Source organism: Pseudomonas sp. BGI-2 (assembly GCF_004310295.1).
Taxonomy (GTDB): Bacteria; Pseudomonadota; Gammaproteobacteria; order Pseudomonadales; family Pseudomonadaceae; genus Aquipseudomonas.
This window is the reverse complement of record NZ_SISB01000028.1, coordinates 21,475-47,620: the sequence shown is the minus strand read 5'-3', so window position 1 is coordinate 47,620 and position 26,146 is coordinate 21,475. Positions and strand designations below refer to the sequence as shown.

At 59.3% G+C, this 26,146-nt stretch carries 25 protein-coding genes, 4 tRNA genes and 1 pseudogene; 15 read left to right on the top strand and 15 right to left on the bottom strand.

Features of this window, described 5'->3' with window-relative positions; all coding sequences use genetic code 11:
• Positions 1-39 precede the first annotated feature (39 nt).
• The 5 genes from pilB to yacG are packed head-to-tail and all read left to right on the top strand — an operon-like array spanning position 40 to position 4,651.
• Positions 40-1,740 carry a type IV-A pilus assembly ATPase PilB gene (gene pilB / locus EYC95_RS19225; RefSeq protein WP_131061765.1) on the top strand — a complete coding sequence of 567 codons (1,701 nt, stop codon included), beginning with the start codon at positions 40-42 and terminating at the stop codon, positions 1,738-1,740.
• A 2-nt stretch (positions 1,741-1,742) separates the two neighbouring features.
• Positions 1,743-2,960 (top strand): type II secretion system F family protein, encoded by a 1,218-nt coding sequence (locus tag EYC95_RS19220; RefSeq protein ID WP_131061764.1) that lies wholly within the window; start codon positions 1,743-1,745, stop codon positions 2,958-2,960.
• Between the two features lies 1 nt (position 2,961).
• Entirely contained in the window at positions 2,962-3,834 is an 873-nt protein-coding gene (locus EYC95_RS19215; protein WP_131061763.1) for an A24 family peptidase, read from the top strand.
• On the top strand, positions 3,831-4,454 hold the full coding sequence (gene coaE, locus EYC95_RS19210) for a dephospho-CoA kinase (RefSeq protein WP_131061762.1): 624 nt from the start codon (positions 3,831-3,833) through the stop codon (positions 4,452-4,454). The genes EYC95_RS19215 and coaE overlap by 4 nt, the downstream gene beginning before the upstream one ends.
• Positions 4,451-4,651, top strand: coding sequence for a DNA gyrase inhibitor YacG (yacG, locus tag EYC95_RS19205; RefSeq protein ID WP_131061761.1), 201 nt, complete (start codon positions 4,451-4,453; stop codon positions 4,649-4,651). The genes coaE and yacG overlap by 4 nt, the downstream gene beginning before the upstream one ends.
• Before the next feature lie 3 nt (positions 4,652-4,654).
• Here the strand turns inward: yacG and EYC95_RS19200 are convergent, their stop codons facing one another.
• Both EYC95_RS19200 and EYC95_RS19195 read right to left on the bottom strand, forming a co-directional pair.
• Positions 4,655-4,870 (bottom strand): hypothetical protein, encoded by a 216-nt coding sequence (locus EYC95_RS19200; RefSeq protein WP_131061760.1) that lies wholly within the window; start codon positions 4,868-4,870, stop codon positions 4,655-4,657.
• 63 nt (positions 4,871-4,933) lie between these two features.
• Positions 4,934-5,623 (bottom strand): energy-coupling factor ABC transporter permease, encoded by a 690-nt coding sequence (locus tag EYC95_RS19195; RefSeq protein ID WP_131061801.1) that lies wholly within the window; start codon positions 5,621-5,623, stop codon positions 4,934-4,936.
• A gap of 433 nt (positions 5,624-6,056) precedes the next feature.
• Here EYC95_RS19195 and EYC95_RS19190 point away from each other — a divergent pair, with 433 nt between their 5' ends.
• A complete protein-coding gene (locus EYC95_RS19190) occupies positions 6,057-6,299 on the top strand; it encodes a DUF2790 domain-containing protein (RefSeq protein WP_131061759.1) in 243 nt (80 codons plus the stop codon).
• An 8-nt stretch (positions 6,300-6,307) separates the two neighbouring features.
• Here EYC95_RS19190 and EYC95_RS19185 read toward each other — a convergent pair whose 3' ends face one another.
• Genes EYC95_RS19185 through EYC95_RS19175 form a run of 3 tightly spaced genes read right to left on the bottom strand, consistent with a single transcriptional unit; the run spans position 6,308 to position 10,175 of the window.
• Entirely contained in the window at positions 6,308-7,576 is a 1,269-nt protein-coding gene (locus EYC95_RS19185; protein ID WP_131061758.1) for an OprD family porin, read from the bottom strand.
• Between the two features lie 17 nt (positions 7,577-7,593).
• A complete protein-coding gene (locus tag EYC95_RS19180) occupies positions 7,594-8,814 on the bottom strand; it encodes a benzoate/H(+) symporter BenE family transporter (protein ID WP_131061757.1) in 1,221 nt (406 codons plus the stop codon).
• Positions 8,811-10,175, bottom strand: a complete 1,365-nt coding sequence (locus EYC95_RS19175; protein ID WP_131061756.1) for an aromatic acid/H+ symport family MFS transporter — start codon at positions 10,173-10,175, stop codon at positions 8,811-8,813. Before EYC95_RS19175 ends, EYC95_RS19180 begins: the two co-directional genes overlap by 4 nt.
• A 251-nt stretch (positions 10,176-10,426) precedes the next feature.
• Here EYC95_RS19175 and EYC95_RS19170 point away from each other — a divergent pair, with 251 nt between their 5' ends.
• From EYC95_RS19170 to EYC95_RS19150, 5 genes are all read left to right on the top strand, one after another.
• Positions 10,427-11,053: a DUF1780 domain-containing protein gene (locus tag EYC95_RS19170; protein ID WP_109634930.1), complete on the top strand. Its 627-nt coding sequence runs from the start codon at positions 10,427-10,429 to the stop codon at positions 11,051-11,053.
• A complete protein-coding gene (locus EYC95_RS19165; protein WP_131061755.1) occupies positions 11,050-11,577 on the top strand; it encodes an MOSC domain-containing protein in 528 nt (175 codons plus the stop codon). Before EYC95_RS19170 ends, EYC95_RS19165 begins: the two co-directional genes overlap by 4 nt.
• A 52-nt stretch (positions 11,578-11,629) precedes the next feature.
• Entirely contained in the window at positions 11,630-11,803 is a 174-nt protein-coding gene (locus EYC95_RS19160; protein ID WP_008028730.1) for a DUF3094 domain-containing protein, read from the top strand.
• A gap of 60 nt (positions 11,804-11,863) precedes the next feature.
• Complete coding sequence (locus EYC95_RS19155) at positions 11,864-13,162, top strand: NAD(P)/FAD-dependent oxidoreductase (RefSeq protein WP_131061754.1); 1,299 nt, start codon at positions 11,864-11,866, stop codon at positions 13,160-13,162.
• A gap of 315 nt (positions 13,163-13,477) precedes the next feature.
• Entirely contained in the window at positions 13,478-13,876 is a 399-nt protein-coding gene (locus tag EYC95_RS19150) for an EF-hand domain-containing protein (protein WP_123367792.1), read from the top strand.
• A gap of 61 nt (positions 13,877-13,937) precedes the next feature.
• Here EYC95_RS19150 and EYC95_RS19145 read toward each other — a convergent pair.
• From EYC95_RS19145 to rluD, 8 genes and pseudogenes are all read right to left on the bottom strand, one after another.
• Positions 13,938-14,646, bottom strand: a pseudogene (locus tag EYC95_RS19145) (MCP four helix bundle domain-containing protein); the annotation flags it as partial.
• A 78-nt stretch (positions 14,647-14,724) separates the two neighbouring features.
• Positions 14,725-14,801 (bottom strand) — tRNA-Pro (locus EYC95_RS19140).
• Positions 14,802-14,897: 96 nt separating this feature from the next.
• Positions 14,898-14,973: transfer RNA gene (locus EYC95_RS19135), tRNA-Lys, on the bottom strand.
• Between the two features lie 5 nt (positions 14,974-14,978).
• Positions 14,979-15,055, bottom strand: a tRNA-Pro gene (locus EYC95_RS19130).
• 9 nt (positions 15,056-15,064) lie between these two features.
• Positions 15,065-15,140 (bottom strand) — tRNA-Asn (locus EYC95_RS19125).
• A 298-nt stretch (positions 15,141-15,438) separates the two neighbouring features.
• Complete coding sequence (gene clpB, locus EYC95_RS19120) at positions 15,439-18,003, bottom strand: ATP-dependent chaperone ClpB (protein ID WP_131061753.1); 2,565 nt, start codon at positions 18,001-18,003, stop codon at positions 15,439-15,441.
• 296 nt (positions 18,004-18,299) lie between these two features.
• Complete coding sequence (pgeF, locus tag EYC95_RS19115) at positions 18,300-19,019, bottom strand: peptidoglycan editing factor PgeF (protein ID WP_131061752.1); 720 nt, start codon at positions 19,017-19,019, stop codon at positions 18,300-18,302.
• On the bottom strand, positions 19,016-19,978 hold the full coding sequence (gene rluD / locus EYC95_RS19110; RefSeq protein ID WP_131061751.1) for a 23S rRNA pseudouridine(1911/1915/1917) synthase RluD: 963 nt from the start codon (positions 19,976-19,978) through the stop codon (positions 19,016-19,018). Before rluD ends, pgeF begins: the two co-directional genes overlap by 4 nt.
• 151 nt (positions 19,979-20,129) lie before the next feature.
• Here rluD and EYC95_RS19105 point away from each other — a divergent pair, with 151 nt between their 5' ends.
• From EYC95_RS19105 to EYC95_RS19085, 4 genes are all read left to right on the top strand, one after another.
• A complete protein-coding gene (locus EYC95_RS19105; RefSeq protein WP_131061750.1) occupies positions 20,130-21,152 on the top strand; it encodes an outer membrane protein assembly factor BamD in 1,023 nt (340 codons plus the stop codon).
• A 185-nt stretch (positions 21,153-21,337) separates the two neighbouring features.
• A complete protein-coding gene (locus EYC95_RS19095; RefSeq protein WP_131061749.1) occupies positions 21,338-21,571 on the top strand; it encodes a PP0621 family protein in 234 nt (77 codons plus the stop codon).
• Positions 21,561-23,150: a PAS domain-containing sensor histidine kinase gene (locus EYC95_RS19090; RefSeq protein WP_131061800.1), complete on the top strand. Its 1,590-nt coding sequence runs from the start codon at positions 21,561-21,563 to the stop codon at positions 23,148-23,150. Before EYC95_RS19095 ends, EYC95_RS19090 begins: the two co-directional genes overlap by 11 nt.
• Positions 23,147-24,493, top strand: a complete 1,347-nt coding sequence (locus tag EYC95_RS19085; protein WP_131061748.1) for a sigma-54 dependent transcriptional regulator — start codon at positions 23,147-23,149, stop codon at positions 24,491-24,493. The genes EYC95_RS19090 and EYC95_RS19085 overlap by 4 nt, the downstream gene beginning before the upstream one ends.
• 88 nt (positions 24,494-24,581) lie before the next feature.
• Here EYC95_RS19085 and thiO read toward each other — a convergent pair whose 3' ends face one another.
• Both thiO and EYC95_RS19075 read right to left on the bottom strand, forming a co-directional pair.
• Positions 24,582-25,682: a glycine oxidase ThiO gene (gene thiO / locus EYC95_RS19080; RefSeq protein ID WP_131061747.1), complete on the bottom strand. Its 1,101-nt coding sequence runs from the start codon at positions 25,680-25,682 to the stop codon at positions 24,582-24,584.
• A 57-nt stretch (positions 25,683-25,739) separates the two neighbouring features.
• On the bottom strand, positions 25,740-26,141 hold the full coding sequence (locus EYC95_RS19075) for a type IV pilin protein (RefSeq protein ID WP_131061746.1): 402 nt from the start codon (positions 26,139-26,141) through the stop codon (positions 25,740-25,742).
• Positions 26,142-26,146: the final 5 nt, after the last annotated feature.

The following is a 26,146-nucleotide window of genomic DNA, read 5'->3' as shown; positions in this document are numbered from 1 at the left end:
TAGGCTATAAGTCATGAACTGTCTGCGTCCGGTATCCCAATGAATGACATCGCCCTTAGCGGTCTGGCCAAGCAATTGGTCCTGGCCGAACTGCTCACTGAACAAAGCGCGCTACAGGCGTATCAGCAAGCCCAACGCAGCAAAATCTCCCTGGTCAGTTACCTGGTGCAGAACAAACTGGTAAAGAGCCGACAGGTTGCCGAGATTGCCTCGGAGCATTTCGGCATGGCGCTGCTTGACCTCAATTGCCTGGACAAGGAAACCCAACCCCGAGGGCTGGTCAGCGAGAAACTGATTCGTCAGCACTACGCCCTGCCCCTCTGGCGACGCGGAAACAAGCTGTTCGTGGGCGTTTCCGACCCGACCAATCATCAAGCCATCAACGACATCCAGTTCAGCACCGGGCTGAGCACCGAAGCCATTCTGGTGGAGGACGATAAACTCAGCGATGCCATCGATAAATTCTTCGACAGCCAATCCACCGGCCTGGAAGACATGGCTGATGTTGACCTTGATGGGCTGGACATCGAGTCGGTCGATGACAACAAAAAGGACGCCATTGCCGGCCAGGATGCCGATGACGCGCCGGTGGTGCGCTTCGTCCACAAGATGTTGCTCGATGCGATCAAGAGCGGTTCCTCCGACCTGCATTTCGAGCCTTACGAAAAAACCTACCGGGTGCGGATGCGCACCGACGGCATGCTGCGCGAAGTCGCCAAGCCGCCGAGCCAACTGGCCAACCGCATTGCGGCGCGACTGAAAGTCATGGCCAGCCTCGACATCTCCGAGCGGCGCAAACCCCAGGACGGGCGGATCAAGATGCGCTTGTCCAAGACCAAGTCCATCGACTTCCGGGTCAACACCCTGCCGACCCTGTGGGGCGAGAAAGTGGTGATCCGGATCCTCGACCCGTCCAGCGCGCAAATGGGCATCGACGCCCTCGGCTACGAGCCTGAACAGAAAGCCTTGTACATGGCCGCACTGAAGCAGCCACAGGGCATGATCCTGGTCACCGGGCCGACCGGTTCGGGCAAGACCGTGTCGCTCTACACCGGGCTGAATATCCTCAACACCGTGGACATCAACATCTCCACCGCCGAAGACCCGGTGGAAATCAACATGGAAGGCATCAACCAGGTTAACGTCAATCCCAAGCAAGGGCTGGATTTCGCCCAGGCGTTGCGCTCGTTTTTGCGTCAGGACCCGGACGTGATCATGGTCGGTGAAATCCGCGACCTCGAAACCGCCGAGATCGCCATCAAGGCTGCCCAGACCGGGCACATGGTGCTTTCCACCCTGCACACCAACAGCGCCGCGCAAACCCTGACCCGCTTGCACAACATGGGCATTCAGGGCTTCAACATTGCGACGTCGGTCACCTTGATCATTGCCCAGCGCCTGGCGCGCAAACTGTGCAACCACTGCAAGACACCCATCGATATTCCCCGCGAAGCGCTGATCAAGGAAGGCTTCCCCGAGGAACGCATCGGTTCTTTCACAATCTATGAGCCGGTCGGTTGCGATCAGTGCAACGGCGGTTACAAAGGGCGACTGGGGATTTATGAAGTGGTGAAGAACACGCCGGACCTGCAGCGGCTGATCATGGCCGAAGGCAACTCACTGGAAATCGACATCCAGATGCGCAAAGACAATTTTAATGACTTGCGCACCTCGGGCTTGATCAAGGCCATGCAAGGCGTCACCAGCCTTGAAGAAATCAACCGGGTTACCAAGGACTGAACATGGCGGTCAAAGCAGCAAAAATCAGCGTCTACACCTGGGAAGGCACGGACAGGAAAGGCTCTGCAATGGCCGGCGAGTTGAGCGGACTCAACCCGGCGCTGATCAAGGCTCAATTGCGCAAGCAGGGGATCAACCCAGGCAAGGTGCGCAAGAAGTCCGTGTCGATTTTCAGCTTCGGCAAACGCATCAAAACTCAGGAAATTGCCCTGTTTACCCGGCAGATGGCGACCATGATGAAAGCCGGTGTGCCACTGCTACAGTCGTTCGACATCATCGGCGAAGGCTTCGATAACCCGGCCATGCGCAAGCTGGTGGACGAGGTGAAACAGGAAGTCGCGGCGGGCAACAGCTTCGCCGCGTCCTTGCGCAAAAAGCCGCAGTATTTCGATGAGTTGTACTGCAACCTGGTGGACGCGGGTGAGCAGGCCGGCGCTCTGGACACCCTGCTCGAACGGGTGGCGACCTATAAGGAAAAGAGCGAAAGCCTCAAGGCCAAGATCAAGAAAGCCATGACTTACCCGTTGGCAGTGGTCTTCGTGGCGATCATTGTGACCGGGATTCTGCTGGTCAAGGTGGTGCCGCAGTTCGAGTCGGTGTTCAAGGGCTTTGGCGCCGAATTGCCGGCCTTCACCGTGATGGTCATCGGCTTGTCGGAGTTCATGCAGGCATGGTGGTGGATGATGCTTGGCGTGTTGATCGCCGCCATCTTCGGCATGCGCCACGCCATCAAAACATCCCAGGCCTTTCGGGACCGGATGGACACCTGGCTGCTGAAGCTGCCGCTGATCGGCACGTTGATGTACAAGTCTGCCGTGGCCCGTTACGCCCGTACCCTGTCGACCACGTTCGCCGCCGGCGTGCCACTGGTCGAGGCCCTGGAATCGGTGGCTGGCGCAACCGGCAACATCGTGTTCAAGCGTGCGGTGCTGCGCATCAAGCAGGACGTGTCGACCGGTATGCAGCTGAACTTCTCAATGCGCACCTCCGGCATCTTTCCCAGCATGGCGATCCAGCTGACGGCCATTGGCGAAGAATCCGGTGCACTGGACGACATGCTCGATAAGGTCGCGAGCTTCTACGAGGATGAAGTGGACAATATGGTCGACAACCTCACCAGCCTGATGGAGCCGTTCATCATGGTGGTGCTGGGTGTTATTGTCGGTGGCCTCGTTGTTGCGATGTACCTGCCCATCTTCCAACTCGGCGCAGCGATCTGACATGCCCTTGAACGACATCCTGACCCTCTATCCGCTGGTCTTCGTGGTCATCGCATTCGCGCTCGGCCTGCTGATGGGCAGTTTTCTCAACGTGGTGGTCTGGCGCCTGCCGAAAATGCTCCACCGCGAATGGCGGCTGCAAGCCCATGACGTATTGGGCGTACCGCCCGAAGCGCCGGGCCCGGCCTACAACCTGATGCTGCCTCATTCCCAGTGCCCGCATTGCGACCATCGAATCCGCGCCTGGGAAAACATTCCGCTGCTCAGCTATCTGTTTTTACGCGGTCGGTGCTCGAACTGCGCCGTGCCGATCAGCAAGCGCTATCCGCTGACCGAACTGGCCTGTGGTCTGCTCTCGGCGTTTATCGCCTGGCATTTCGGTTTCGGCTGGCAAGCCTGCATGGTGCTGGTGCTGACCTGGGGTTTGCTGGCGATGAGTCTGATCGACGCCGAGCACCAGCTGCTGCCGGATGTGCTGGTGCTGCCGCTGCTGTGGCTGGGGTTGATCGTCAACAGTTTCGGGCTGTTCGTGTCATTGCATGACGCACTGTGGGGCGCGGTGGCCGGTTACATGACGTTGTGGTCAGTGTTCTGGCTGTTCAAGCTGCTCACCGGCAAGGACGGCATCGGCCACGGCGATTTCAAGCTGCTGGCCATGCTCGGGGCCTGGGGCGGCTGGCAGATGTTGCCGCTGACCCTCCTCTTGTCATCGCTCGTGGGGGCCATCATCGGGGTGATTTTGCTGCGCCTGCGCAACGCAAAAACCTCGACACCGATCCCCTTTGGACCCTTTCTGGCGATTGCCGGCTGGATTGCCTTGCTCTGGGGTGGTCAAATAACCGGCTTCTATTGGCAGTTTGTCGGTTTGAAATGAATACCCCTGTGGAAAAACCCTGGATTCTCGGCCTGACCGGCGGCATCGGCAGCGGCAAAAGCGCGGCGGCCCAGCACTTCATCGACCTGGGTGTGCACGCAGTGGACGCCGATCATGCGGCGCGCTGGGTGGTGGAACCGGGTCGCCCGGCACTGGCAACGATCGCCGAACATTTCGGCCCCGGCGTGCTGCAAGCCGACGGGCAACTGGATCGCGCAGCGCTACGCAAGCTGATCTTCGAAGTGCCGGAGGAGCGCCGCTGGCTCGAAGCGTTGCTGCATCCGCTGATCGCCAAGGAAATCACCGATCATCTGGCCAAGGCACAATCGCCTTACGCGATTCTGGTTTCGCCGCTGTTGATCGAGTCCGGGCAGTACGCCATGACCCAACGGGTCCTGGTGATCGATGCCCCGGAACAGCTACAGATCGAACGCACCTTGCAGCGTGACCAAACCAGCGAGCAACAGGTCCAGGCGATCCTCAAGGCGCAATCCAGCCGCCAGGACCGTGTGAGCCACGCCGACGATGTGGTGGTCAACGACCGCGACCTCGCCTGGCTGCACAGCGAGGTCGAACGCCTGCATCACTTTTACCTTACTTTGCGTGGAGGCCAGTCATGAGCCAAACCCCAACCGTCGAATGCCCAACTTGCGGCGCCCCTGTTGAATGGAGCGCCGAGAGCACGTTCCGGCCATTCTGTTCGGACCGTTGCAAACTCATTGACCTGGGCGCCTGGGCGTCGGAAGAACACAAGATCCCGGTCAGCCCGGATGCCGAAGACGACCTGTTCAGCGAAGACTTCGAACCGCGCCACTGACCCTCAGGGCCGCATAAAGCCGTAGTCCTGGCCTTCATCGAGGTTTTCCGCAAGAAAACGCAACTCGTCGGCCAGGTCTTCGGCACTGCGCACGGCCTTGCTCTGCTGCACCACTGCACTGAGCAAGGCGCGCAAGCTCAATCCCGGATCAAACCCCACTTCCTGCGCGCCATCCAGACTCTGACGCAACTCCTGCCTTGCCCATTCGTAGACACTCATCTCGATGCTCCTGAAGGTTTTGCGGAGCATGGATTCGTGAGCGGCTTTTGCATTTGACGTGGATCAAGAGTTGGGATCGTCGTCTTTCCAGGGCGCTGAAAGGTAGCGTGTGCGATTAAAGGTCTCCAGCCATTCCGGACTGAACACCACCAGCGCGCTGACAATCATTCCGTTGATGAAAGCCTCCGGAAAAATGATCAGCCACAGATAACCGACAAAATCCTCAAGCCAATAGGGCATGGCAAAACGTTCGTCAAACCAGAGCAACGTCAGCGCCAACACCAGGCAGAACAACGCCGAGAGGGCAGCGGCAAAGAAACCGGAAACAAAGATGTACACGAAGGGATTACGCGGCTGCGCTCGCTCCACCAGGATCGCGCAGCACTCGGTGACCAGCACCGGCAGCAGAATGAACAGCGCGCCGTTGACCCCCATCGCCAGCAGATCCTGGCGCCCGAGCGCTACCAATCCCGCTTGCGCGACCAGCCCGCCGACAATTGCCAGCGGCCAGTCGAGCAACAGGGTCACGGCGGTCATGCCGATAAAGTGGTAGGACACGCCGGTATCGAAGTCGCGTCGCACCAGCCAGAGCATGAACAGCGCGAACACCGTGCCGAACAGCAGATGCTGGCGGCGCCTGTCGCTGAACAGTTCGACCCACGGTGCTCGCGCAACCGCCCAGATCAGCACCGGGACGTAGATCAACCAGCCCGCCGTGAGGGTTTCAGGTGACAGTAACTCGGCGCCGATCATGGTGAGGCGCACTCCTTTGTCTTGGTCGAAAGAGGACAAGTTCTCAGTCTACACCGGGCTTTGGATGCGCTTCGACTTCGGGGGGGGCTCCCTGGTTGGGTACATATCCATTTCTGCGGTAACGGCTGCTGGCGGTAAAGTAACCAAAGCGCTTCTGCCCCTCCATTCGGTGCCTCGCCTAGGCTCAGGGCCGAACGAAAGGGGCAAGAGCCCTTGGTTACTTGGGGTTGGGCGGCATTCCGTATTTCCAAGTGACCCGCCGTCAGGGCGGAACCCTAAGCGGCCGTTACCGCTGAAACGGATATGCCCCCCGATCAAAAAGAGGCGGCGATTGCTACGTTTTTCGTAAGGCTGAATCAGGAGCTGGCCTCTTTATCGGGCGCGGGCAAAGACTAAACTTCAAAACATCAGAATCAACACCGAGCCCACAAAAATGAGAACCTTGATCAGCCTGTTTCTGACCGTTGTCGCCACCTCGGCCATGGCCGCCGACAACGAGCCAGCGGCCACCCGCTACAACCCGGCACAGCCGCTGGACATCGCCGAAGTGGTTTCAGTGACAGACACCGCCACCGCCTGCGACGTCGTGCCAGCGACCATGGTCTACATCGATCATCAGGGCCAGACTCACCGCGTGACGTATCAAGTGATGGGTAACTGCGTCAGCAGCCTGTGATCTGCACTTCATAGCAGCGTCCACGTATAGCTGAGGATCAGACGGTTCTCGTCGATATCGCTGCGGTAGTTGGAGCGCGCCATCACGTTGCGCACGCGAATCCCGAGGCCTTTGAGGCTGCCACTCTGCAGCACATAGCCGAGATCGAGATCACGCTCGCGGTCCTTGCCCTCGAACCCTTGGCCGGTGTCGACATTGCTCCCGCTGATGTAGCGCACGGTGCTGGTCAGTCCCGGCAGGCCGAGGGCGGCGAAATCGTAGTCGTAACGGGCCTGCCAGGAACGCTCGTCGGTGTAGGCAAACTCGTAGGTCGGCACCTCGTTGCCCAGCGGTGAGATGTTGGCAAAGACTCGCGGGAAGGCGCTGTCGCCGAACATGCCCTGATAGCCGAGATAAAACGTGTGGCCGCCGCGCTTGGCCGACAGCAAGGAGAAGAACGCCTGGTTGTCGATGTTGCCCAGCAACTTTTTGCCGTCTTCGCGCGAATCGTAATAACCAAGGTTGGCGCCCAGGGTCCAGTTGCCCAGCGGCTGGCTGTGCTTGAGGCCGAGAAAGCGTTGGTTGTAGATATCTTCCAGTTGCCCGAACCAGGCGCTGACCGAGCTGCGTTTAGCGTTGAACGCGTAATCGGCGCCGGCAAAGTTGAAGCCATCACTGCTGACCTGACGCTGCGGCACATGACCGAGCATCGCTTGCATCTTTTCGTCGCCGGCCTCGTTGCGCAGGCTGGTCGAACTCAAGTGACCGCCCTGCACCGTCAGGCCATTGATCTCGTTCGAGCTGACGCTTGCGCCCTGATAGCTGGGCGGCAGCAGCCGGATATCGCTGAAAGCCAGTACCGGCAGATTGGGTTGCAGCTCACCCACCTTCAGTTCGGTTTTGGAGTAACGCACCTTCAACGCGCCCTCCAGTCGGCTGTAATCATTCGCCGCGCGCCCGTCATCCTGCACCGGCAGCAATCCGGTATTGACCCGGTCCGGGCTGCTGTCGAGTTTGAGGCCGAGCAGGCCGATGACATCCACGCCAAAACCGACGGGCCCTTGGGTGTAACCGGATTTGACGTTGAGAATGAAGCCCTGTGCCCACTCTTCAGCCTTCGACTGTTTGTTAGCGCCGACGATGTCGGAAAAGTCCCGGCTGAAGTAGTAATTGCGCGCTTGCAAAGTAGCCGTGGTGTCTTCGATGAAGCCGCCCTCGGCCGCTATCACACCGGCGGAGAAACTCGAGACGACAGCCATGGACAACACTGAACCGGTTGTTGGAAGAATCTGTTTCATCGTGTTTTCTCTTGTTTTTATTGATCGACAGGTTGAAGTGCTTCAGCCGCAGCGGATTCGCTGCGAGGAACGGGACGACGGGCGTTTAACAACACGTGGGTGACCATGCCGAAAATCAGCCCCCAAAAAGCGGCGGACAAACCAAACAACGACATGCCCGATGCGGTGGCCAGAAAGGTCACCAACGCGGCTTCGCGATCACTCGGCACAGCCATTGCGCCGGCTAACGCCCCGGCAATCGCGGCGAACAGCGCCAGCCCGGCCAGGGCGGCAATCAGTTCTTTAGGGAACGCCGAAAACAGTGAAACCGGGGTGGCGCCGAAGATCCCCAGCACCAGGTAACACAGCCCGCCCACCACCCCGCCCACATAGCGTTTGCCGGAATCTTCATGGTCTTCGCACCCGGTACAAATCGCCGCGGTGATTGCCGCCAGGTTCAGCCCGTGACAACCAAACGGAGCCAACAGCGCCGTGCCCAATGCGCTGCTGGCGATGATCGGGCTGGCCGGCGTTTGATATCCGCTGGCACGCAGCACCGCCATGCCGGGAACAAACTGGCCGGTCAGCGCCACCATCACCAGCGGCAAGGCGATGTTCAGTGTCGCGCTCAAGCTGAACACGGGTGTGATCCACACCGGCGTGGCCAAGCCGATCACCAGCGCTTCGCGGTGCAAATCACCGGTGAGAAAGGCGATGGAGCAGCCCACCAGCAACACCATCAGCACCGCATAACGCGGCATCAGCCGCTTGCAGATCAGGTACGTGGCGAACATCGCCAGCACCAGCAGCGGCTTGCCCTGCAACGAGACGAATAACCCGGTGCCGAAGCTGAACAGAATTCCCGCCAGCATCGCCGCCGCAATGGCCGCGGGCAGTTTGCTGATGATCCGGTCAAAGGCCCCCGATACCCCGATCAGAAAGATAATCAGGCTGCTGACCAGATAAGCACCCACCGCCTCCGGCATGGAGATTCCCGGAAACAGCGCCACCAGCAACGCCGAACCCGGCGCAGACCAAGCGATGATCACCGGGACGCGGTAACGCAGGCTCAGACCGATGCCGAGCACAGCGCTGCCGATGGAGATCGCCCAGACCCAGGACGACAACACCTCCCGCGAGAGGTGCGCGGTCTCGGCGGCCTGAAAGATGATTACCAATGGGCCTGCGTAGGAAATCACCGTGGCGATAAATCCGGCGACTGCCGCAGACAGGGAAAAGTCCTGGAATAACGTTTTCATGAAATGTCGCCGACAGCCCCGCCAGGCGATCCGTGCAAGCCCGGTAATTTATGTTTTGCACTGCGCCGACTGCTGATGGCGAACACGGTCATGGCAATCGCGGCCACCGCACCGGGCAAGGCAAACGCCATGAAATTAAGTTGCAGCGGCAGGCTGATCCCCAGCAACGCACCACCCAGCAGCGGACCGACAATGGCGCCGTTGCGCCCGATGCCCGACGCCCAGCCCAAACCGGTGGAGCGAATGGTCATGGAGTAGAACTGCGCGGCGCAGGCGTACAACAGGATCTGCGAGCCGATGGTGGTGGCCCCGGCAATGGCGATCAGCAGGTACAACAGCGGCATCGGGCTGTTGAACCCCAGCAAGGTGATCGATACGGCGGCACCGGCGAAGAACACCGCCAACACCCGCGGCAGATTGAGTTTGTCCCCCAGCACACCGCCGCCGACTGCGCCGAAAATGGCACCGAAGTTGAGCACCAGCAGGAACGACAAACTCGAGCCCAGGCTGTAACCGGCGTTGGCCATCAGTTTTGGCAGCCAGGAACTCAAGGCGTAGACCATCAGCAGGCAGCAGAAGAACGCCAGCCACAGCATCAGCGTGCGCAGCGCACGCCCCTCGCGGAACAGTTGCAGCACCGGGGTGCCAGTGCCCTTCACTTCGCTCATGTGCAACTGATCGCTGGCGTGTGCGACGTAAGCCGGATCAATCCGTTCCAGAATGTTGCGCGCCTCTTCATTGCGTCCCTGACGCAGCATGAAACCCACCGACTCGGGCAGGAAGTACATGATCAACGGCAACAACAGCAACGGCAGCACCGCCACATAAAACACCGATTGCCAGCCAAAACTCGGGATCAGCACGATACCGAGCCCCGCCGAGAGCATGCCGCCCACCGAGTAGCCGCTGAACATGATCGCCACCAGCGTGCTGCGGATTTTCTTCGGTGCGTACTCGTTCATCAGCGCCACGACATTAGGCATCACCCCGCCAATGCCAAGACCGGCAATGAACCGGCAGAGGCCAAACTCGGTGGGGTTACGGGCAAAACCATTGAGCACGGTGAAACCGCTGAACAGCATCACGCAGATCGTGATGGCTTTTTTGCGGCCGATCTTGTCCGACAACGGACCGAAAAACAGCGCCCCGAACATCATGCCGAACAGTGCATAACTGCCCAGTGCGCCCGCTTGCAAGGGACTGAGCCCCCACTCTTTCATCAGCATCGGCAACACCACGCCGTAGATCACCAAATCGTAACCGTCGAAGATGATGATCAGGGCACACCAGAACAGCACCCTCCAGTGGAAGCGGTTGAATCGTGCGTTGTCGATAACCTCATGTACGTCAATCTTGCGCATGGCATTTATCTCTTGTTGTTGTTTTTCTAGAACGTCGGTAATGCGGCGAACGTCCGTACAGCCGAGGGTAGAGGCGCCAGGCACGGGGCAATATCCGCTTTGCGCAGATCGCTATCCGTTTTGTGCGTTGCCCTGAACCGGGCGAGGGATGAGGATTGTCGCGGTGATAACGCACCGCAGATCCGGCAGATCTGACCTTCTCCGATAAACTGACTTCTTTGCGATCGCATTTGAACGCTAAGCTTGGGCCTATGGATGACTCAGATTATTTACGCCTGCTGACCATCGCGGCCGAGCAAGCCAACGCGTTCCTGTCCAATGCCCGCAAATGGGAGCGTGAGCGTTGGGTCTGCCAGCGCCTGCTGCAAGGCCTGAACATTCCCTATCGCGCCGACGAATTCGCCCCCGCCGGGGAACCGCCGGACGTGCTGTTTCGGGACGCCAGTTTCGAGGTGTTCTTCGTCCTCGACGAAGGCCGGCGCCTCAACGACGAATGGCGCGATGAGCTGCAACGCCGGCGCAGCGCGTTTTCCCTGAGCCAGCTCGTGCGTCGCGAGGCCAAGCCCCGGCGCATTCCGGCCAATGAGTTTCTGCTGAGACTGGCGCCGACCTTGCGCAAAAAAGCCCACAACTACAAAGAACGCGGCATGGACCTGGGGGAGCTGGACATCATCGCCTTCGCCAGCCTCAAGCGCGAAGTGCTGGACCTCAACAGCCATTTCCCACCGCCGACCGAATACCTGCGCCAGGGCTGGCGTTCGCTGTCGCTGGTCGGCCCGACGTTCGCCCGTGTGCTGTTCGCCCACCCGGACGCCCCGGATTTCCTGCGCAATAACCTCGGCCGCAGCATCGTCTTCGACGTCGGGATCAGCCTGTGAGCCCGTTGCAAGAATTAATCGCCGAAGTTCCGCAAATGGGCCGCGTGCGCTGGATCGGCGTGCGCCCGGAACCTCACGTGCCGATGATCGAACTTGACGCCGTGGAGGCGCGACTTGAAGCCGGCCTGACCGGCGATCGAGCCCGCCCCGGTGTACGTAATGCGCGGCAGGTGACGTTGATTCAGTGGGAGCATCTAGCGGTGATCAGTTCACTGATGGGCCGTGCCGACGACAAACCGGTCTTGCCTAATGATTTGCGGCGCAACCTCGTTATCAGCGGTATCAACCTGTTCAGCCTCAAGGGTCGTCGTTTCCGCATCGGCCAGGCGATTTTCGAAACCACCGGCTGGTGCCAGCCGTGCGCACGCCTTCAGAAGAACCTCGGCGCCGGGACGTTTCAGGCCGTTCGCGGACATGGCGGAATCACTGCACGAGTGTTACAAGGTGGAATCATTCGCCTGGACGATCCGGTGAGCGTCGAGCCTGTTCCAGCCAGCGGCTATGCTCCGTTCAACGTTCGTTAAATCAGCCTGTAGCTTCTACACATTCAGCAACGTCTACCTGACGAGGCCCAATATGACCAGCCGCCTGAACCCCGACGACCAGAAGCATGTCGAAGAGTACCTGCACCTGTCCCAGCACCGAGTCGAGCGCCGGCCTTTCCGGCCGTGGATGCTCCTGGTGGTGGTGTTGGCAGTGACCATTGGTTTAGGCCTGTTGAGCCGCTTTATCAGTTACCTGACGCTATGAGCTGCATCGCGCTCGCTCGGGTAATTGCACCGATTTCTTTTAGCCTTGCGAGATATCCCTATGACTCATCGTATTGTCATCGTTGGCGGCGGCGCCGGCGGTCTGGAGTTGGCTACCCGTCTGGGTAAGACTCTGGGCAAACGTGGCACAGCCAGTGTGATGCTGGTCGACGCGAACCTGACCCATATCTGGAAGCCGTTGTTGCACGAAGTGGCGGCCGGGTCGCTGAACTCTTCCGAAGACGAACTCAATTATGTTGCCCAGGCGAAATGGAACCACTTCGAGTTCCAGCTGGGGCGCATGAGCGGGCTCGATCGCACACAGAAGAAAATCCAGCTGGCCGCCACCTACGACGAAGCCGGCCTGGAACTGGTCCCGGCGCGTGAAGTGGCTTACGACTCGCTGGTGATTGCCGTCGGCAGCACCACCAATGATTTCGGCACTCAAGGCGCGGCGCAGCATTGCCTGTTCCTCGACACGCGCAAGCAGGCTGAGCGTTTCCATCAGCAACTGCTCAATCACTACTTGCGCGCCCATGCCGGACAGACCGACAAGGTCGAGCAGATCAGCGTCGCCATCGTTGGCGCGGGTGCCACCGGGGTTGAGCTGGCCGCAGAGCTGCACAACGCCGCACACGAGCTGGCGGCCTATGGTCTTGACCGGATCAAACCGGAGAACATGCACATCACCCTGATCGAAGCCGGACCACGGGTGCTGCCAGCCCTGCCGGAACGCATCGGCGGGCCTGTGCATAAAACCCTGGAGAAACTCGGGGTCAATGTGATGACCAATGCAGCGGTCAGCGAAGTGACCGCCGACAGCTTGATCACCGCCGACGGCAAAGTGATCAACGCGAGCCTGAAAGTCTGGGCCGCCGGCATTCGTGCACCGGGTTTCCTCAAGGACATCGATGGCCTGGAAACCAGCCGCATCAACCAGCTGCAAGTGCTGCCGACCCTGCAAACCACCCGCGACGAGAACATCTTCGCCTTCGGTGACTGCGCGGCCTGCCCGCAACCGGGCACCGATCGCAACGTACCGCCGCGTGCGCAGGCGGCGCATCAGCAGGCTTCATTGCTGGCCAAATCGCTGAAACTGCGGATCGAAGGCAAGACCTTGCCGGAGTACAAATACACCGACTACGGCTCGCTGATCTCGCTGTCGCGTTTTTCGGCTGTGGGTAACTTGATGGGCAACCTGACGGGTAGCGTGATGCTTGAGGGCTGGCTGGCGCGGATGTTTTACGTGTCGCTGTATCGCATGCACCAGGTGGCGCTGTATGGCGCGTTTCGCACGGCGATGCTGATGCTGGGCAGCAAGATCGGGCGCGGGACTGAGCCGCGGTTGAAGCTACATTAAGATCTTCAGCGTTCATTAGGGCCTCTTCGCGGGCAAGCCCCGCTCCTACAAGGTCACCACCGACCTGTAGGAGCGAGGCTTGCCCGCGAATGAGGCACCTCGGTCCCACTATCTGGCATCTGTGTGTCTCACTGTATCTCCCCCGCGATTTCCCCCCTTCGCTTACAAACGCCTCCCTTGCGCGACACAGTAGCGATACACACCGCCCTTTAAATGGCCACATCCGAGCAAGGCAACTCGCCCGCTACGGTTATCGCCGCACTCACGTGGCGTCCTTTATCGAACGGTTGTGTCGTGCAACCCAGGAGTATTGAAATGTCCCGTACTACCAAAAACACTATTGGCCTACTCGGCGCTGTTCTGGCGGGTGGCATGATGTTGTCCGGTGCCGTATTCGCTTCGCAGCCATTGACTCAGGGCTACCTGCTGGCCTCGGCTGAACAAGTGGTGAAAACCCCTGAGGGCAAATGCGGCGAAGGCAAGTGTGGCGATGCGTCGATGGCGAAGACCGATACGGATGGCGACGGCAAGGTATCCCGCGCCGAATTCCAGAAAGTCGCGCCGAAGTCCAACTTCGACAAGATCGACACCAACCATGACGGCTTCATCGACGAGCAAGAAGCATTCGATAACGTGAAAGCCAACTACGAAGCCAACGGCAAGAAAATGCCAAAAGGCCTGTTCGAACACTTGAAAGACCAAGACGGCGCCTAAGCTTCCAAAAACAAAACCGCGCTTTTCCTTCGGGACGCGCGGTTTTTTTTGTCTGGCGGTTTTACACCTGGAAGCGCTGCACCATGGTGCGCAACGAATTGGCCAGCTGTGAAAGCTCATGGCTTGAGGCACTGGTCTGATCCGCACCGGCAGCGGAGCGCACCGACAGGTCGCGGATGTTCACCAGGTTGCGATCGACTTCCCGCGCCACTTGCGCCTGTTCTTCAGCGGCGCTGGCGATTACCAGGTTACGTTCGTGGATCTGGTGAACCGACTCAGTGATGGTCTGCAACGCCTCGCTGACGATCATTCGCGATGCTTCGTAGTGCGCCTCGGATTTCTGGCTTTCGGCGGCGACTTGTTTGGCGAACAGGTCCGCCAGGTCATTGAGCTGTTTACCGGAGCCATCGACCACGGTTTTCATGTCTATCAGCAGCAGTTTGGTCAGTTCGTCACGGCGTCCCTGTTCGGCCAGGGAGAACGATTGGGAAATGCCAGCGCGGTATGCCGCAAACGTGGTTTTGAGCTGGTCATACAACGCCTTGCCTTCGACGGTTGACCAACTTGTCGTAGGCCGCAATCTTCTCGCTCAGTTCTTTGTCGCGGGTATCCATCTGGCCGCGATACACAGGAATGCTCTTCTGATCCTGATCCAGGGCCATGCGCAGAGAAATGGTGAGGATGCGCAGCATGATCTCGCGGATCTCATCACCGCCGCGAATACTCGGCAGCCATTGCGTCTCCACAGCCATCTCGCTGTCGCGAACGTTAAGTTATACGATGACTGAAGTGTTGTTTTTTCGCAGACAAAAAAATCCCCGTATCTTTCGATACGAGGATTTTTAGTATGGTCGGGGTAAGGGGATTCGAACTCCTGACATCCTGCTCCCAAAGCAGGCGCGCTACCGGACTGCGCTATACCCCGGTAAAAAAAAGGCGACCTTCACAAGTCGCCTTCTTCGATCAGGGCTTTTGGCCTCTGATCTTAAGATCTGATCCCAGCGTTAACTGGTTTCAAAAATGGTGGGTCGTGTGGGATTCGAACCTACGACCAATTGGTTAAAAGCCAACTGCTCTACCAACTGAGCTAACGACCCAAAAATGGTCGGGGTAAGGGGATTCGAACTCCTGACATCCTGCTCCCAAAGCAGGCGCGCTACCGGACTGCGCTATACCCCGGTTTGAAATTGGCTCCGTGACCAGGACTCGAACCTGGGACCCAATGATTAACAGTCATTTGCTCTACCGACTGAGCTATCACGGAACTACACATTTCAATTTACAACTGTGAAGCTTGCTTCACCTCTTCGACCCGTTCGCATCGCTGCGTTCGTGTGTCTGAGGCGCGCTATTCTACAATCTTAAGCACCTCTGTCAACCCCTTAAATTGCATTCAAGTTAATGATTTGCAACTTATTTCAGATTCCTGCTTGGGGAGCAGAAACCCTTCCGGGTGACTTACTGCGGGGCGCACTTTACAAGCCTTTTCCTTTCAGTTCAACAACCTGACGAAAAAAAGGCCTCGCGATGCGAGGCCTTGTTTATTTCACTGCTGTTGCGGGTCAGGCAAATACGATTTCGTCGTTTTCCACCGTACCGATAGCCGTATCGCCGGGCATGAAACGACCGGACAGAATCAGCTGCGCCAACGGGTTCTCGATCCAGCGCTGAATCGCTCGCTTGAGCGGCCGTGCGCCGTACACCGGGTCGTAACCCACCGCGATCAGCTTGTCCATGGCCTCTGGACTCAGCTCCAGTTTCAGCTCGCGCTCAGTCAGGCGACTGCGCAGACGACCCAACTGGATCTCGGTAATGCCCGCGATCTGATCCCGCGCCAATGGCTCGAAGATCACCACTTCGTCAACCCGGTTGATGAACTCCGGCCGGAAGTGCGTGGAAATCGCATCCATTACCGCCGCACGCTGCGCTTCACGATCGCCGACCAGTTCCTGGATCTGCACCGAACCCAGGTTGGACGTCATGACGATCACGGTGTTCTTGAAATCCACCGTGCGGCCATGGCTGTCGGTCAGGCGGCCATCTTCCAGCACTTGCAGCAAGATGTTGAAGACATCCGGGTGGGCCTTCTCGACCTCGTCCAGGAGGATCACCGAGTAAGGCTTGCGACGCACCGCCTCGGTCAGGTAACCGCCCTCTTCATAGCCCACGTAGCCCGGTGGCGCGCCGATCAGTCGGGCCACGGAATGTTTCTCCATGAACTCGGACATGTCGATCCGTACCATCGCCTCTTCAGTATCAAAGAGGAATTCGGCCAGCGCCTTGCACAGCTCGGTTTTACCCACCCCGGTCGGGCCGAGGAACATGAACGAACCGCTCGGGCGATTCGGGTCGGACAACCCGGCTCGCGAGCGCCGCACCGCGTTGGAAACCGCGATCACCGCTTCGTCCTGACCGATCACGCGCTGGTGCAACAGGCTTTCCATCTTCATCAGTTTGTCGCGCTCGCCTTCGAGCATTTTCGACACCGGTATGCCGGTCCACTTCGAGACGACTTCTGCGATTTCTTCCTCAGTCACCTTGCTGCGCAGTAACTGGTTTTCGCTTTTGCCATGCTGATCGACCATTTGCAGGCTGCGCTCCAGGTCCGGGATGACCCCGTATTGCAACTCGGCCATGCGGTTCAGGTCGCCTTTACGGCGTGCGGCTTCCAGTTCCTGACGGGACTGTTCGATTTTTTGCTGGATCTGCGCAGAACCCTGAACTTCGGCTTTTTCCGAGTTCCAGATTTCTTCGAGGTCCGAATATTCACGCTCAAGACGAACGATTTCCTCCTGGAGTTTTTCCAGGCGCTTGATCGCCGCTTCGTCACTTTCTTTTTTCAGCGCCTGGGATTCCACCTTCAGCTGAATCAGACGGCGCTCCAGACGATCCAGTACTTCCGGCTTGGAATCGATCTCCATGCGGATACGGCTGGCGGCTTCGTCGATCAGGTCGATGGCCTTGTCCGGCAATTGACGGTCCGTGATGTAGCGATGGCTGAGTTTGGCCGCGGCGATGATGGCGCCGTCGGTGATCGCCACTTTGTGGTGGACCTCATAACGTTCTTTGAGGCCACGCAGAATCGCGATGGTGTCCTCTTCGCTCGGCTCGTCCACCAAGACTTTCTGGAAGCGCCGCTCAAGGGCCGCATCCTTCTCTATATATTGGCGGTACTCGTTGAGCGTGGTCGCGCCGACGCAGTGCAGTTCGCCGCGAGCCAACGCAGGCTTGAGCATGTTGCCCGCGTCCATCGAGCCTTCGCCTTTACCGGCGCCAACCATGGTGTGCAGTTCGTCGATGAACAGAATGATCTGCCCTTCCTGCTTCGACAGCTCATTGAGCAGAGATTTGAGGCGCTCTTCGAACTCGCCGCGGTACTTGGCGCCGGCAATCAGCGACCCCATGTCCAGGGACAACAGGCGCTTGCCCTTGAGACCATCCGGCACTTCACCGTTGATGATGCGCTGGGCCAGGCCTTCGGCGATGGCGGTTTTACCCACGCCAGGTTCGCCGATCAGCACCGGGTTGTTCTTGGTGCGCCGTTGCAGGACCTGAATGGTCCGGCGAATTTCGTCGTCACGGCCGATCACCGGATCGAGCTTGCCTTCTTCGGCACGCTTGGTCAGGTCGACGGTGTACTTATCCAGCGCCTGGCGCGATTCTTCGTGGTTGGCATCGTTGACAGCCTCACCGCCGCGCAGGTTGTTGATCGCATTTTCCAAAGCTTTTTTGCTGACGCCCTGGTCGAGCAGCAACTTGCCGAGTTTGCTGTTCTCGTCCATCGCGGCGAGCAGCACCAATTCGCTGGAGATGAACTGATCACCCTTTTGCTGGGCCAGGCGATCGGCCTGGTTGAGCAGGCGCGCCAAGTCCTGCGACATGTTCACGTCGCCGGTCGGGTTCTGGATTTTCGGTAGTTGGTCGAGCTCTTTGGTCAGCTCTTTACGCAAGCTGTTGACGTCGAAACCGACCTGCATCAGCAGGGGTTTGATCGAACCACCCTGCTGTTCAAGCATGGCTTGCATCAAATGCGCCGGCTCAATGCCGGGGTGGTCAAGGCCGACGGCCAGAGATTGGGCGTCGGATAGAGCTAACTGCAATTTGCTGGTTAAACGATCTATACGCATGGGTCACCTTCCTTTTGAGCAGGCCGGACCTATAAAACATCCTGAATGAAGAAACCTGCCAGATACCTCATTAGATGTGGTCGATTCTGGGAGTTTCAAGCGTCGTGACGTTGATGCAGGTCAGGCAAGTCTAGCGTTCGTGCCCTGTCTCACGGATACGTTCCTCTTTTGAAGAGTGGCTGTTGACGTCAGGCAAGGCGCCGCGACGAGTCATAGCGCGCTATGGCGAGGAGCGGCAACGCAGCATGACGGCAACAGACACCGTCAAAAAGGAACAGTATTCGTGAGACAGGGCACTACAGCCAGATCAGGGAGGCAAACCGACCCGTTTGTGGACTGCGGCGGTAAGAAAAGAAGCGAGGATCGGTTACGGTGCAGAAACCGCCACCATAGACAGCGGTGACACCACGAACTGCCAGACGCAAACGCGCCAGCTCGTAAATGTCGGCCATGAACTTGCCAGCGTTTTGGCTGGGCACGAAGGCTTTGGCCGCTTCGGGCAGTTGCTGGACGAAGGTCTCGCGCACTTCGGGGCCGACTTCAAAGGCTTGCGGGCCAATGGCCGGGCCGAGCCATACCAGCACTTCTTCTGGTGGCACATCGAGACTATCGAGGGTGGCTTCGAGTACACCCGCCGCCAATCCACGCCATCCGGCATGGGCCGCCGCAACGCGTGTGCCGGCGCGATCGCAAAACAAGGCCGGCAGGCAATCGGCGGTCATTGCCGCGCAGGCAATCCCGGGCGTTGCAGTCCAGCTGGCGTCAGCGGTAGCGACCAGACTTGGGTCGGCATGAGCCACGGCAATGCCGTGAACCTGCTTTAACCAGGCCGGTTGAATAGAGAAGTGATCGGTGAGGCGGCGGCGGTTTTCGGCAACAGCTTCGGGGCTGTCGTCGACGTGATCGCCGAGGTTGAGGCTGTCGAACGGCGCCAGACTGACGCCGCCCGCACGGGTGGTCACGCAGGCTTTCACCCCGGCAGGCGCAGGCCAGTCGGGAATCAGCCAGTCACTCATCCGATGAACGCCTCGCGGTCTTGCTTGAGCAGCGTCAGCAACCAGACGAAATCGTCCGGCAGTGGCGATTCCCAGCTCATCCGCTTACCAGTGGTCGGGTGATCCAGCTCCAGGAACCGCGCATGCAGGGCCTGACGCGGGAACGCCTTCAACGATTCGACCATGGTCACACTGGCTGCCGGCGGAATGCGGAAACGACCGCCGTAGGCAGGATCTCCGACCAGCGGGTAGTTGATGTGAGCCATGTGCACACGAATCTGGTGCGTACGACCGGTTTCCAGCTTCACCCGCACGTGAGTGTGGGAGCGGAAACGCTCGAGCACGCGGTAATGGCTGACGGCTTGCTTGCCACCTTCCATCACAGCCATACGCTGGCGTTGCTGGCCGTGACGACCGATCGGCGCGTTGATCTTGCCGCCGGCCGTCACCACACCGATCACTATGCATTCGTAGATCCGGCTTACGCTGCGGCTCTGCAATTGCGTGACAAGCTGTGTCTGCGCCTGAATGGTCTTGGCCACCACCATCAGACCGGTGGTGTCCTTGTCCAGGCGATGCACGATACCGGCGCGGGGCACATTGATAATGTCCGGCACGTGGTGCAGCAAGGCGTTGAGCAAGGTGCCATCCGCGTGACCGGCGGCAGGATGCACCACCAGGCCCGCAGGTTTGTTGATCACCAGGATGTCGTTGTCTTCATAGACGATGTCCAGCTCGATGTCTTGAGCGATCCATTCGCCCTGAGCTTCCTGCTCGGCAGTCAACTCAAGAATGGCGCCACCATGAACGATGTCTCGCGGGCGGATAACCGCCCCATCCACAGTCAGGCGGCCGTCTTTGATCCAGGCGGAAAGGCGCGAGCGCGAGTGCTCAGCGAATAATTGTGCGGCGACTTGATCGAGGCGTTGGCCGCCCAATTCGGACGGCACCTCTGCGCGAAGTTCAATTTTATCGGACATGCTCAGACTAGGCGTCGGCACAGCCTTTGGTTTCGGCTGCGCGCTTGTGGTTAAATACGGCGTCTTTTGCCCCGAGGCTATTCAACGGGGCGCTCATCATAACAGGACGGCCCCGCCCAAGACAGCGGCCGTCATAGGGACGCAAGCCGCCATGCAAGTGAAACACCTGCTGCTGATCGCCATCCTCGCATTGACCGCTGCTTGCTCATCGAAGGAAGTCGTAGACGAAAACCTTAGCGAAGTCGAGCTGTACCAGCAGGCTCAGACCGACCTGGACAACAATAGCTACACCGCCGCCACAGCCAAGCTGAAGGCGCTGGAGTCGCGTTATCCGTTCGGGCGCTACGCCGATCAGGCTCAACTCGAGTTGATCTACGCCAACTACAAGAACGCCGAGCCTGAGGCTGCCAAGTCTGCCGCAGAGCGTTTCATTCGTTTGCACCCACAGCATCCGAACGTGGATTACGCGTATTACCTCAAAGGTCTGACTTCCTTTGACCAGGACGTCGGCCTGTTGTCGCGTTTCCTGCCGCTGGACATGACCAAGCGTGACCCGGGCGCTGCCCGCGACTCCTATAACGAGTTCGCCCAGCTGACCAGCCGCTTCCCGAACAGCCGCTACTCGCCGGACGCCAAGCAGCGCATGATTTATCTGCGCAACCTGCTGGCGGCCTACGAGATTCACGTTGCCGACTATTACCTGACCCGTCAGGCCTATGTCGCCGCCGCGAACCGTGGCCGTTATGTGGTGGAAAACTTCCAGGAAACCCCTTCGGTCGGTGACGGCCTGGCGGTGATGACCGAAGCCTACCAGCGTCTGCACCTGGACGACCTGGCAGCCACCAGCCTCGAAACCCTGAAGCTCAACTACCCGACCCACCCAACCCTGGTGGACGGTCAGTTCAAGCCTTCGGTCGACGAAGCCGACAACCGTTCGTGGCTGAGCAAGGCTACTTTGGGCCTGATCGAATCCCGTCCGCCGCTGCCGCCGGGCGAAACCCGCGCCAACCAGGACGTCCAAAAGCAGTTCCAGGATGCCAAGGACGCGATTCCAAGCGATCTCAAGCCTAAAGATGCAGATGGCGACGTGATCGAAGAAGAGGAACACGAATCCGAAGCTAACAACGAAGGCCGTTCGTGGTTCAGCTACATGACCTTCGGCGTGTTCGACTGATAAACGGAGACTCTGTAGGAGCGAGGCTTGCCCGCGAAGAAGCCAATGCGGTGTTCCTGAATCACCGCGTAATCGTTCTTCGCGGGCGAGCCTCGCTCCTACAAGGTTACGCAGCGCTATAACGCTGTGCGCGGGTCATGTCCTTGGCTAAACTGCCTGATCATTAGCTGATAAAGCCGCTCGCCATGCTTCGTTTATTGTTCTGGATTGCCCTGATTGCCGCTGCGGTATGGTTCTGGCGCAAGTACAAGGCTTCGACTTCCGCTCCAAAATCCTCCGCCGAGCTGGATGCGGCGCCCATGGTCCGCTGCGCTCATTGCGGCGTTCACCTGCCCCGCGACCGCGCGCTGAGCCTTCAACAACAGTGGTATTGCAGCCAGGCTCACCTTGAGCAAGGCCCAGGCTCAAGTGATCGCTGAGACGTCCAGTCCCGGCGGCAAACAGGCCCTGCGTCTGCTGCGCCTTTATCATCTCTACCGTTTGAGCGTCGGCATCACCCTGGTGCTGTTGATTTCCAGCAACATGGACAATCAGTTGCTGGCCTTCGCCAAGGACGACCTGCTGCGCAGCGGCAGTTGGTTGTACCTGGTGCTGAATCTCTTGCTGGTGGTCTTTTGGGAGAACACCCGACGGCCGGCACAGCTTTTCAGCCTAGCATTGATCGACGTCCTGCTGCTGTGCGGCCTGTTCTACGCCGCTGGCGGATTGGCCAGCGCCATCGGCAACCTGCTGATCGTGTCGGTGGCCATCACTAATACCTTATTGCGCGGGCGTATCGGCCTGCTGATAGCGGCAGTCGCCGCCCTTGGTATCGTCGGCTTCAGTTTTCTCCTGAGCTTCAGTCACCCGATCAGTCCCAGCGAATACCTGCAAGTCGGCACCCTCGGCGCGCTGTGTTTTGCCGCGGCGTTACTGGTGCAAGGGCTGATCAGGCGCCTGGAAGACAGCGAAAGCCTAGCCGAACTGCGGGCCAGTGAAGTGGTTGGCCTGGAAGCGCTCAACGCGTTGATCCTGCATCGCATGCGCACGGGCATTCTGGTGTTGGACGATCAGCGGCGGGTGCAACTGGCCAACCACAGCGCCTTGATTTTGCTGGGGCAGAAAAACCTCGACGGTCGGTTGATCGACGATTATTCGCCGACATTGGTCGAACGCCTTCAACTGTGGTTCAACAATCCGTCGTTGCGCCCGCAAAGCCTGAAAATCGCCAGCAGTGGCCTGGAACTGCAACCCAGCTTCATTGCGCTGGACCAAAGCCCGAATCATCAGACCCTGGTGTTTCTCGAAGACCTGGCCCAGATCGCTCAACAAGCGCAGCAACTGAAACTCGCCGCACTCGGTCGCCTGACGGCCGGTATCGCCCATGAAATCCGCAATCCACTGGGCGCCATTAGTCATGCCGCGCAGCTATTACAGGAATCCGAGGAACTGAACGGCGCGGATCGGCGTCTGACCCAGATTATCCAAGACCACTCTCAGCGAATGAATCGGGTTATCGAAAACGTCCTGCAACTGTCCCGCCGTCAGCAAACCGTGCCGCAAAGGCTCGATCTGAAGCCGTGGCTGGAGCACTTCGTCGCCGAAGCCCGTGAAGGGGCAACCGAGCGCCAACTGATTCACCTGCGCATCGGCTTGGGCGACTTCAAAACCCTGATGGATCCGAATCAGCTGACCCAGATTCTCGACAACCTGCTGCGCAATGCCTGGCGCCATAGCGCCCTGAATCACGACTTGGCGCAGGTCTGGCTCGAGTTGTTTGTCGACCCCGACAGCCTGTTGCCGACGCTCGAAGTCCTGGACAACGGCCCCGGCGTGGCGCTTGACCAACAGACGCATCTATTCGAACCCTTCTTCACCACCTGTAGCCAGGGCACAGGCCTGGGGCTTTATCTGTCCCGTGAGCTGTGCGAAAGCAACCAGGCCCGCCTAGACTTCAAACCACGCCAAGGCGGCGCCTGCTTTCGCATCACTTTTGCTCACGGACGGAAACAAAGTTGAACACGAGCCTACGGCCCAAAGTCCTGATCGTCGACGACGAACCGGATATCCGCGAACTCCTGGAAATCACCCTGGGACGGATGAAACTCGATACCTTCAGTGCCCGCAACCTCGGCGAAGCCCAGGCCTTGTTGACGCGGGAGACATTCGACCTGTGCCTGACCGACATGCGCCTGCCCGACGGCACCGGCCTTGAGCTGGTGCAGTACATCCAGCAGCGTTACCCACAAGTGCCGGTGGCGATGATCACCGCTTACGGCAACCTCGAAACGGCCATCAACGCCCTCAAGGCAGGCGCCTTCGACTTCCTGACCAAACCGGTCGACCTGACACGCCTGCGCGAACTGGTCACCAGCGCCCTGCGCTTGCCGGCACCGGGCGGCGCCAGTACCGCCATTGATCGCCGGTTGCTGGGCGACTCACTGCCCATGCGCAACCTGCGCAAACAAATCGACAAACTCGCTCGCAGCCAGGCCCCGGTGTACATCAGCGGCGAATCCGGTAGCGGCAAGGAATTGGTCGCCCGGCTGATTCACGAGCAGGGCCCGCGGGCCAATCAGTCGTTCGTGCCGGTCAACTGCGGGGCGATTCCGTCGGAGTTGATGGAAAGCGAGTTCTTCGGTCATCGCAAAGGCAGTTTCAGCGGCGCCATCGAAGACAAACCCGGGCTGTTCCAGGCCGCCCATGGCGGCACATTGTTTCTCGACGAAGTGGCCGATTTACCCTTGGCGATGCAGGTCAAACTGCTCCGGGCCATTCAGGAAAAAGCCGTTCGCAGCGTCGGCGGGCAGCAAGAAATGGTGGTCGACGTCCGCATCCTTTGCGCCACCCACAAAGACCTCGACGCCGAAGTCACCGCCGAACGCTTTCGTCAGGATTTGTACTACCGGTTGAACGTGATCGAGCTACGCGTTCCCCCTTTGCGCGAGCGGCGCGACGACATCGAACCGCTGGCCAGTCATGTACTCAAGCGTCTGGCAGCCGGTAGCGGACAACCCGCCGCAAAACTCCACCCACTCGCCCTTGATACGCTCAAAAGCTACCGCTTTCCGGGCAACGTGCGGGAACTGGAGAACGTGCTGGAACGGGCCTACACCCTGTGCGAGAACAAACAGATCGAAGCCAGCGACCTGCGGCTGGCCGAAAGTAACTGCACGGTAGAGAACGGCGTGGCGGACCTGACACAGATCGACAATCTGGAAGACTATCTGGAAAACGTCGAACGCAAACTAATCCTCCAGGCGCTGGAGGAAACCCGATGGAACCGCACGGCGGCGGCTCAGCGGTTGAATTTGTCGTTCAGGTCGATGCGTTATCGACTGAAGAAATTGGGGTTGGATTGAGGGCCCCTTCGCGGGCAAGTCGGATCGCCGCACCGCTCGCTCCGACTTGCCCGCGAAGGCGATCTGGCAGGCGATAAAAATCGTGCTGTCAGATCCGCCCGGTCGGAGCATACGGCGCAGGATCAATAATCGGCGCCCGCCCCAGCATCACATCCACAAACAACTGACACGACGCCGGCGCCAGCACCAGCCCATTACGGTAATGCCCGCAATTGAGCCATAGCCCGTCGAACCCCGGCACTTTGCCAATATAGGGAATCCCCTCCGGCGAACCCGGGCGTAATCCAGCCCAATGCCCCACCACTTCGGCATCCGCCAGCGCAGGAATCAGCTCAACTGCCGACGCCTTCAAGCTCTCCAGCGCCGAGTCAGTGGGCGTCTTGTCGTAGCCTTCATGCTCCAGCGTGCTGCCAATCAGAATGTGCCCGTCGCGCCGGGGAATCGCATAGCGTCCCTTGGCAAGCACCATACTCGGCAGGAAGTCCGCCGCGCACTTGTACAAAATCATCTGCCCTTTGACCGGCTCAACCGGCAGTTCCAGATCCAGACTCTTCAGCAAGTCACCACTCCAGGCGCCAGCCGTCAGGACTACCTGATCAGCGTGAACGGGGCCCGCCGGGGTCTGCACGCCGACGACCGTATCGCCTTCACGAATGAACCCGCTGACTTCGCACTGCTCATGAATCGTCACGTTCGGCAGCGCCAGCAACGCAGCCTTGAGGGACTTCACCAGCCGCGGATTGCGCACGTTAGCCACGTCGGCCATGTAGATCGCCCGAGAAAACCCGGCACCCAGCACGGGGACGGCGTCGTGTGCCGCCGAGATATCCACAGCCCGCAGTGGACGGTGTTCCCGTTCGGCCCAGGCCAGCGCCTCGGCCTCGTCATCCAGATCCAGCCAATACAGGCCGGTGGTGTGCACTTCAGGATCAACCCCGGTCGCGGCGAACAGTCGCTCACCAAGCTGTGGATAAAAATCCTGGGACCAATGCGCCAGCGCGGTGACTGCCGGGCTGTAGCGCCACGGATAGAGCGGCGAAACAATCCCGCCACCGGCCCATGACGATTCCTGACCGACGCTCGAGCGATCCAGCAACACAACACTTTGCACTTCGGACGCGAGATTGAATGCCGTCAGCAGCCCAATCACGCCGCCGCCGACAATCACCACTTGCTGTTGCCTGCTCATGTTCTGATCCAACCGATAAATAGACAGAGGGCGCAAAAAGGCGCCCGAAAAAGGAACTCAGCGACCCCAGCAATCTTTAGTGGCAAGCCCGGACGTCGCATTGACCATGCTTCTGACGCCGGTGTTGGTGAGGGTGAAATCCCCGCACTTGTCGGTCGCCATCGCTGCGCCGGTCTTGCGCGCGGCCGTCAGCAGGAAGGTCTGGTCGGTCAGGGTCGGGGTGATGGTGTAAAAGTCATTGCCGGCGCTCAGTCCGGTGGTAGCGGTATAGACATTGTTCTTCGAGTAGAACCGCTCAAGGATCTGCGCCTGTTCGGAAAGCAGCCCGGCCACTTCGGTGCGGCGGCCCTTTTTCACATACTCGGTGAGGCTCGGGGCGGCAATAGTCATGACGATCCCGATGATCGCAATCACGATCATGATTTCGATCAGGGTGAAACCTCGGTTGGATCTGTGCATTCCTT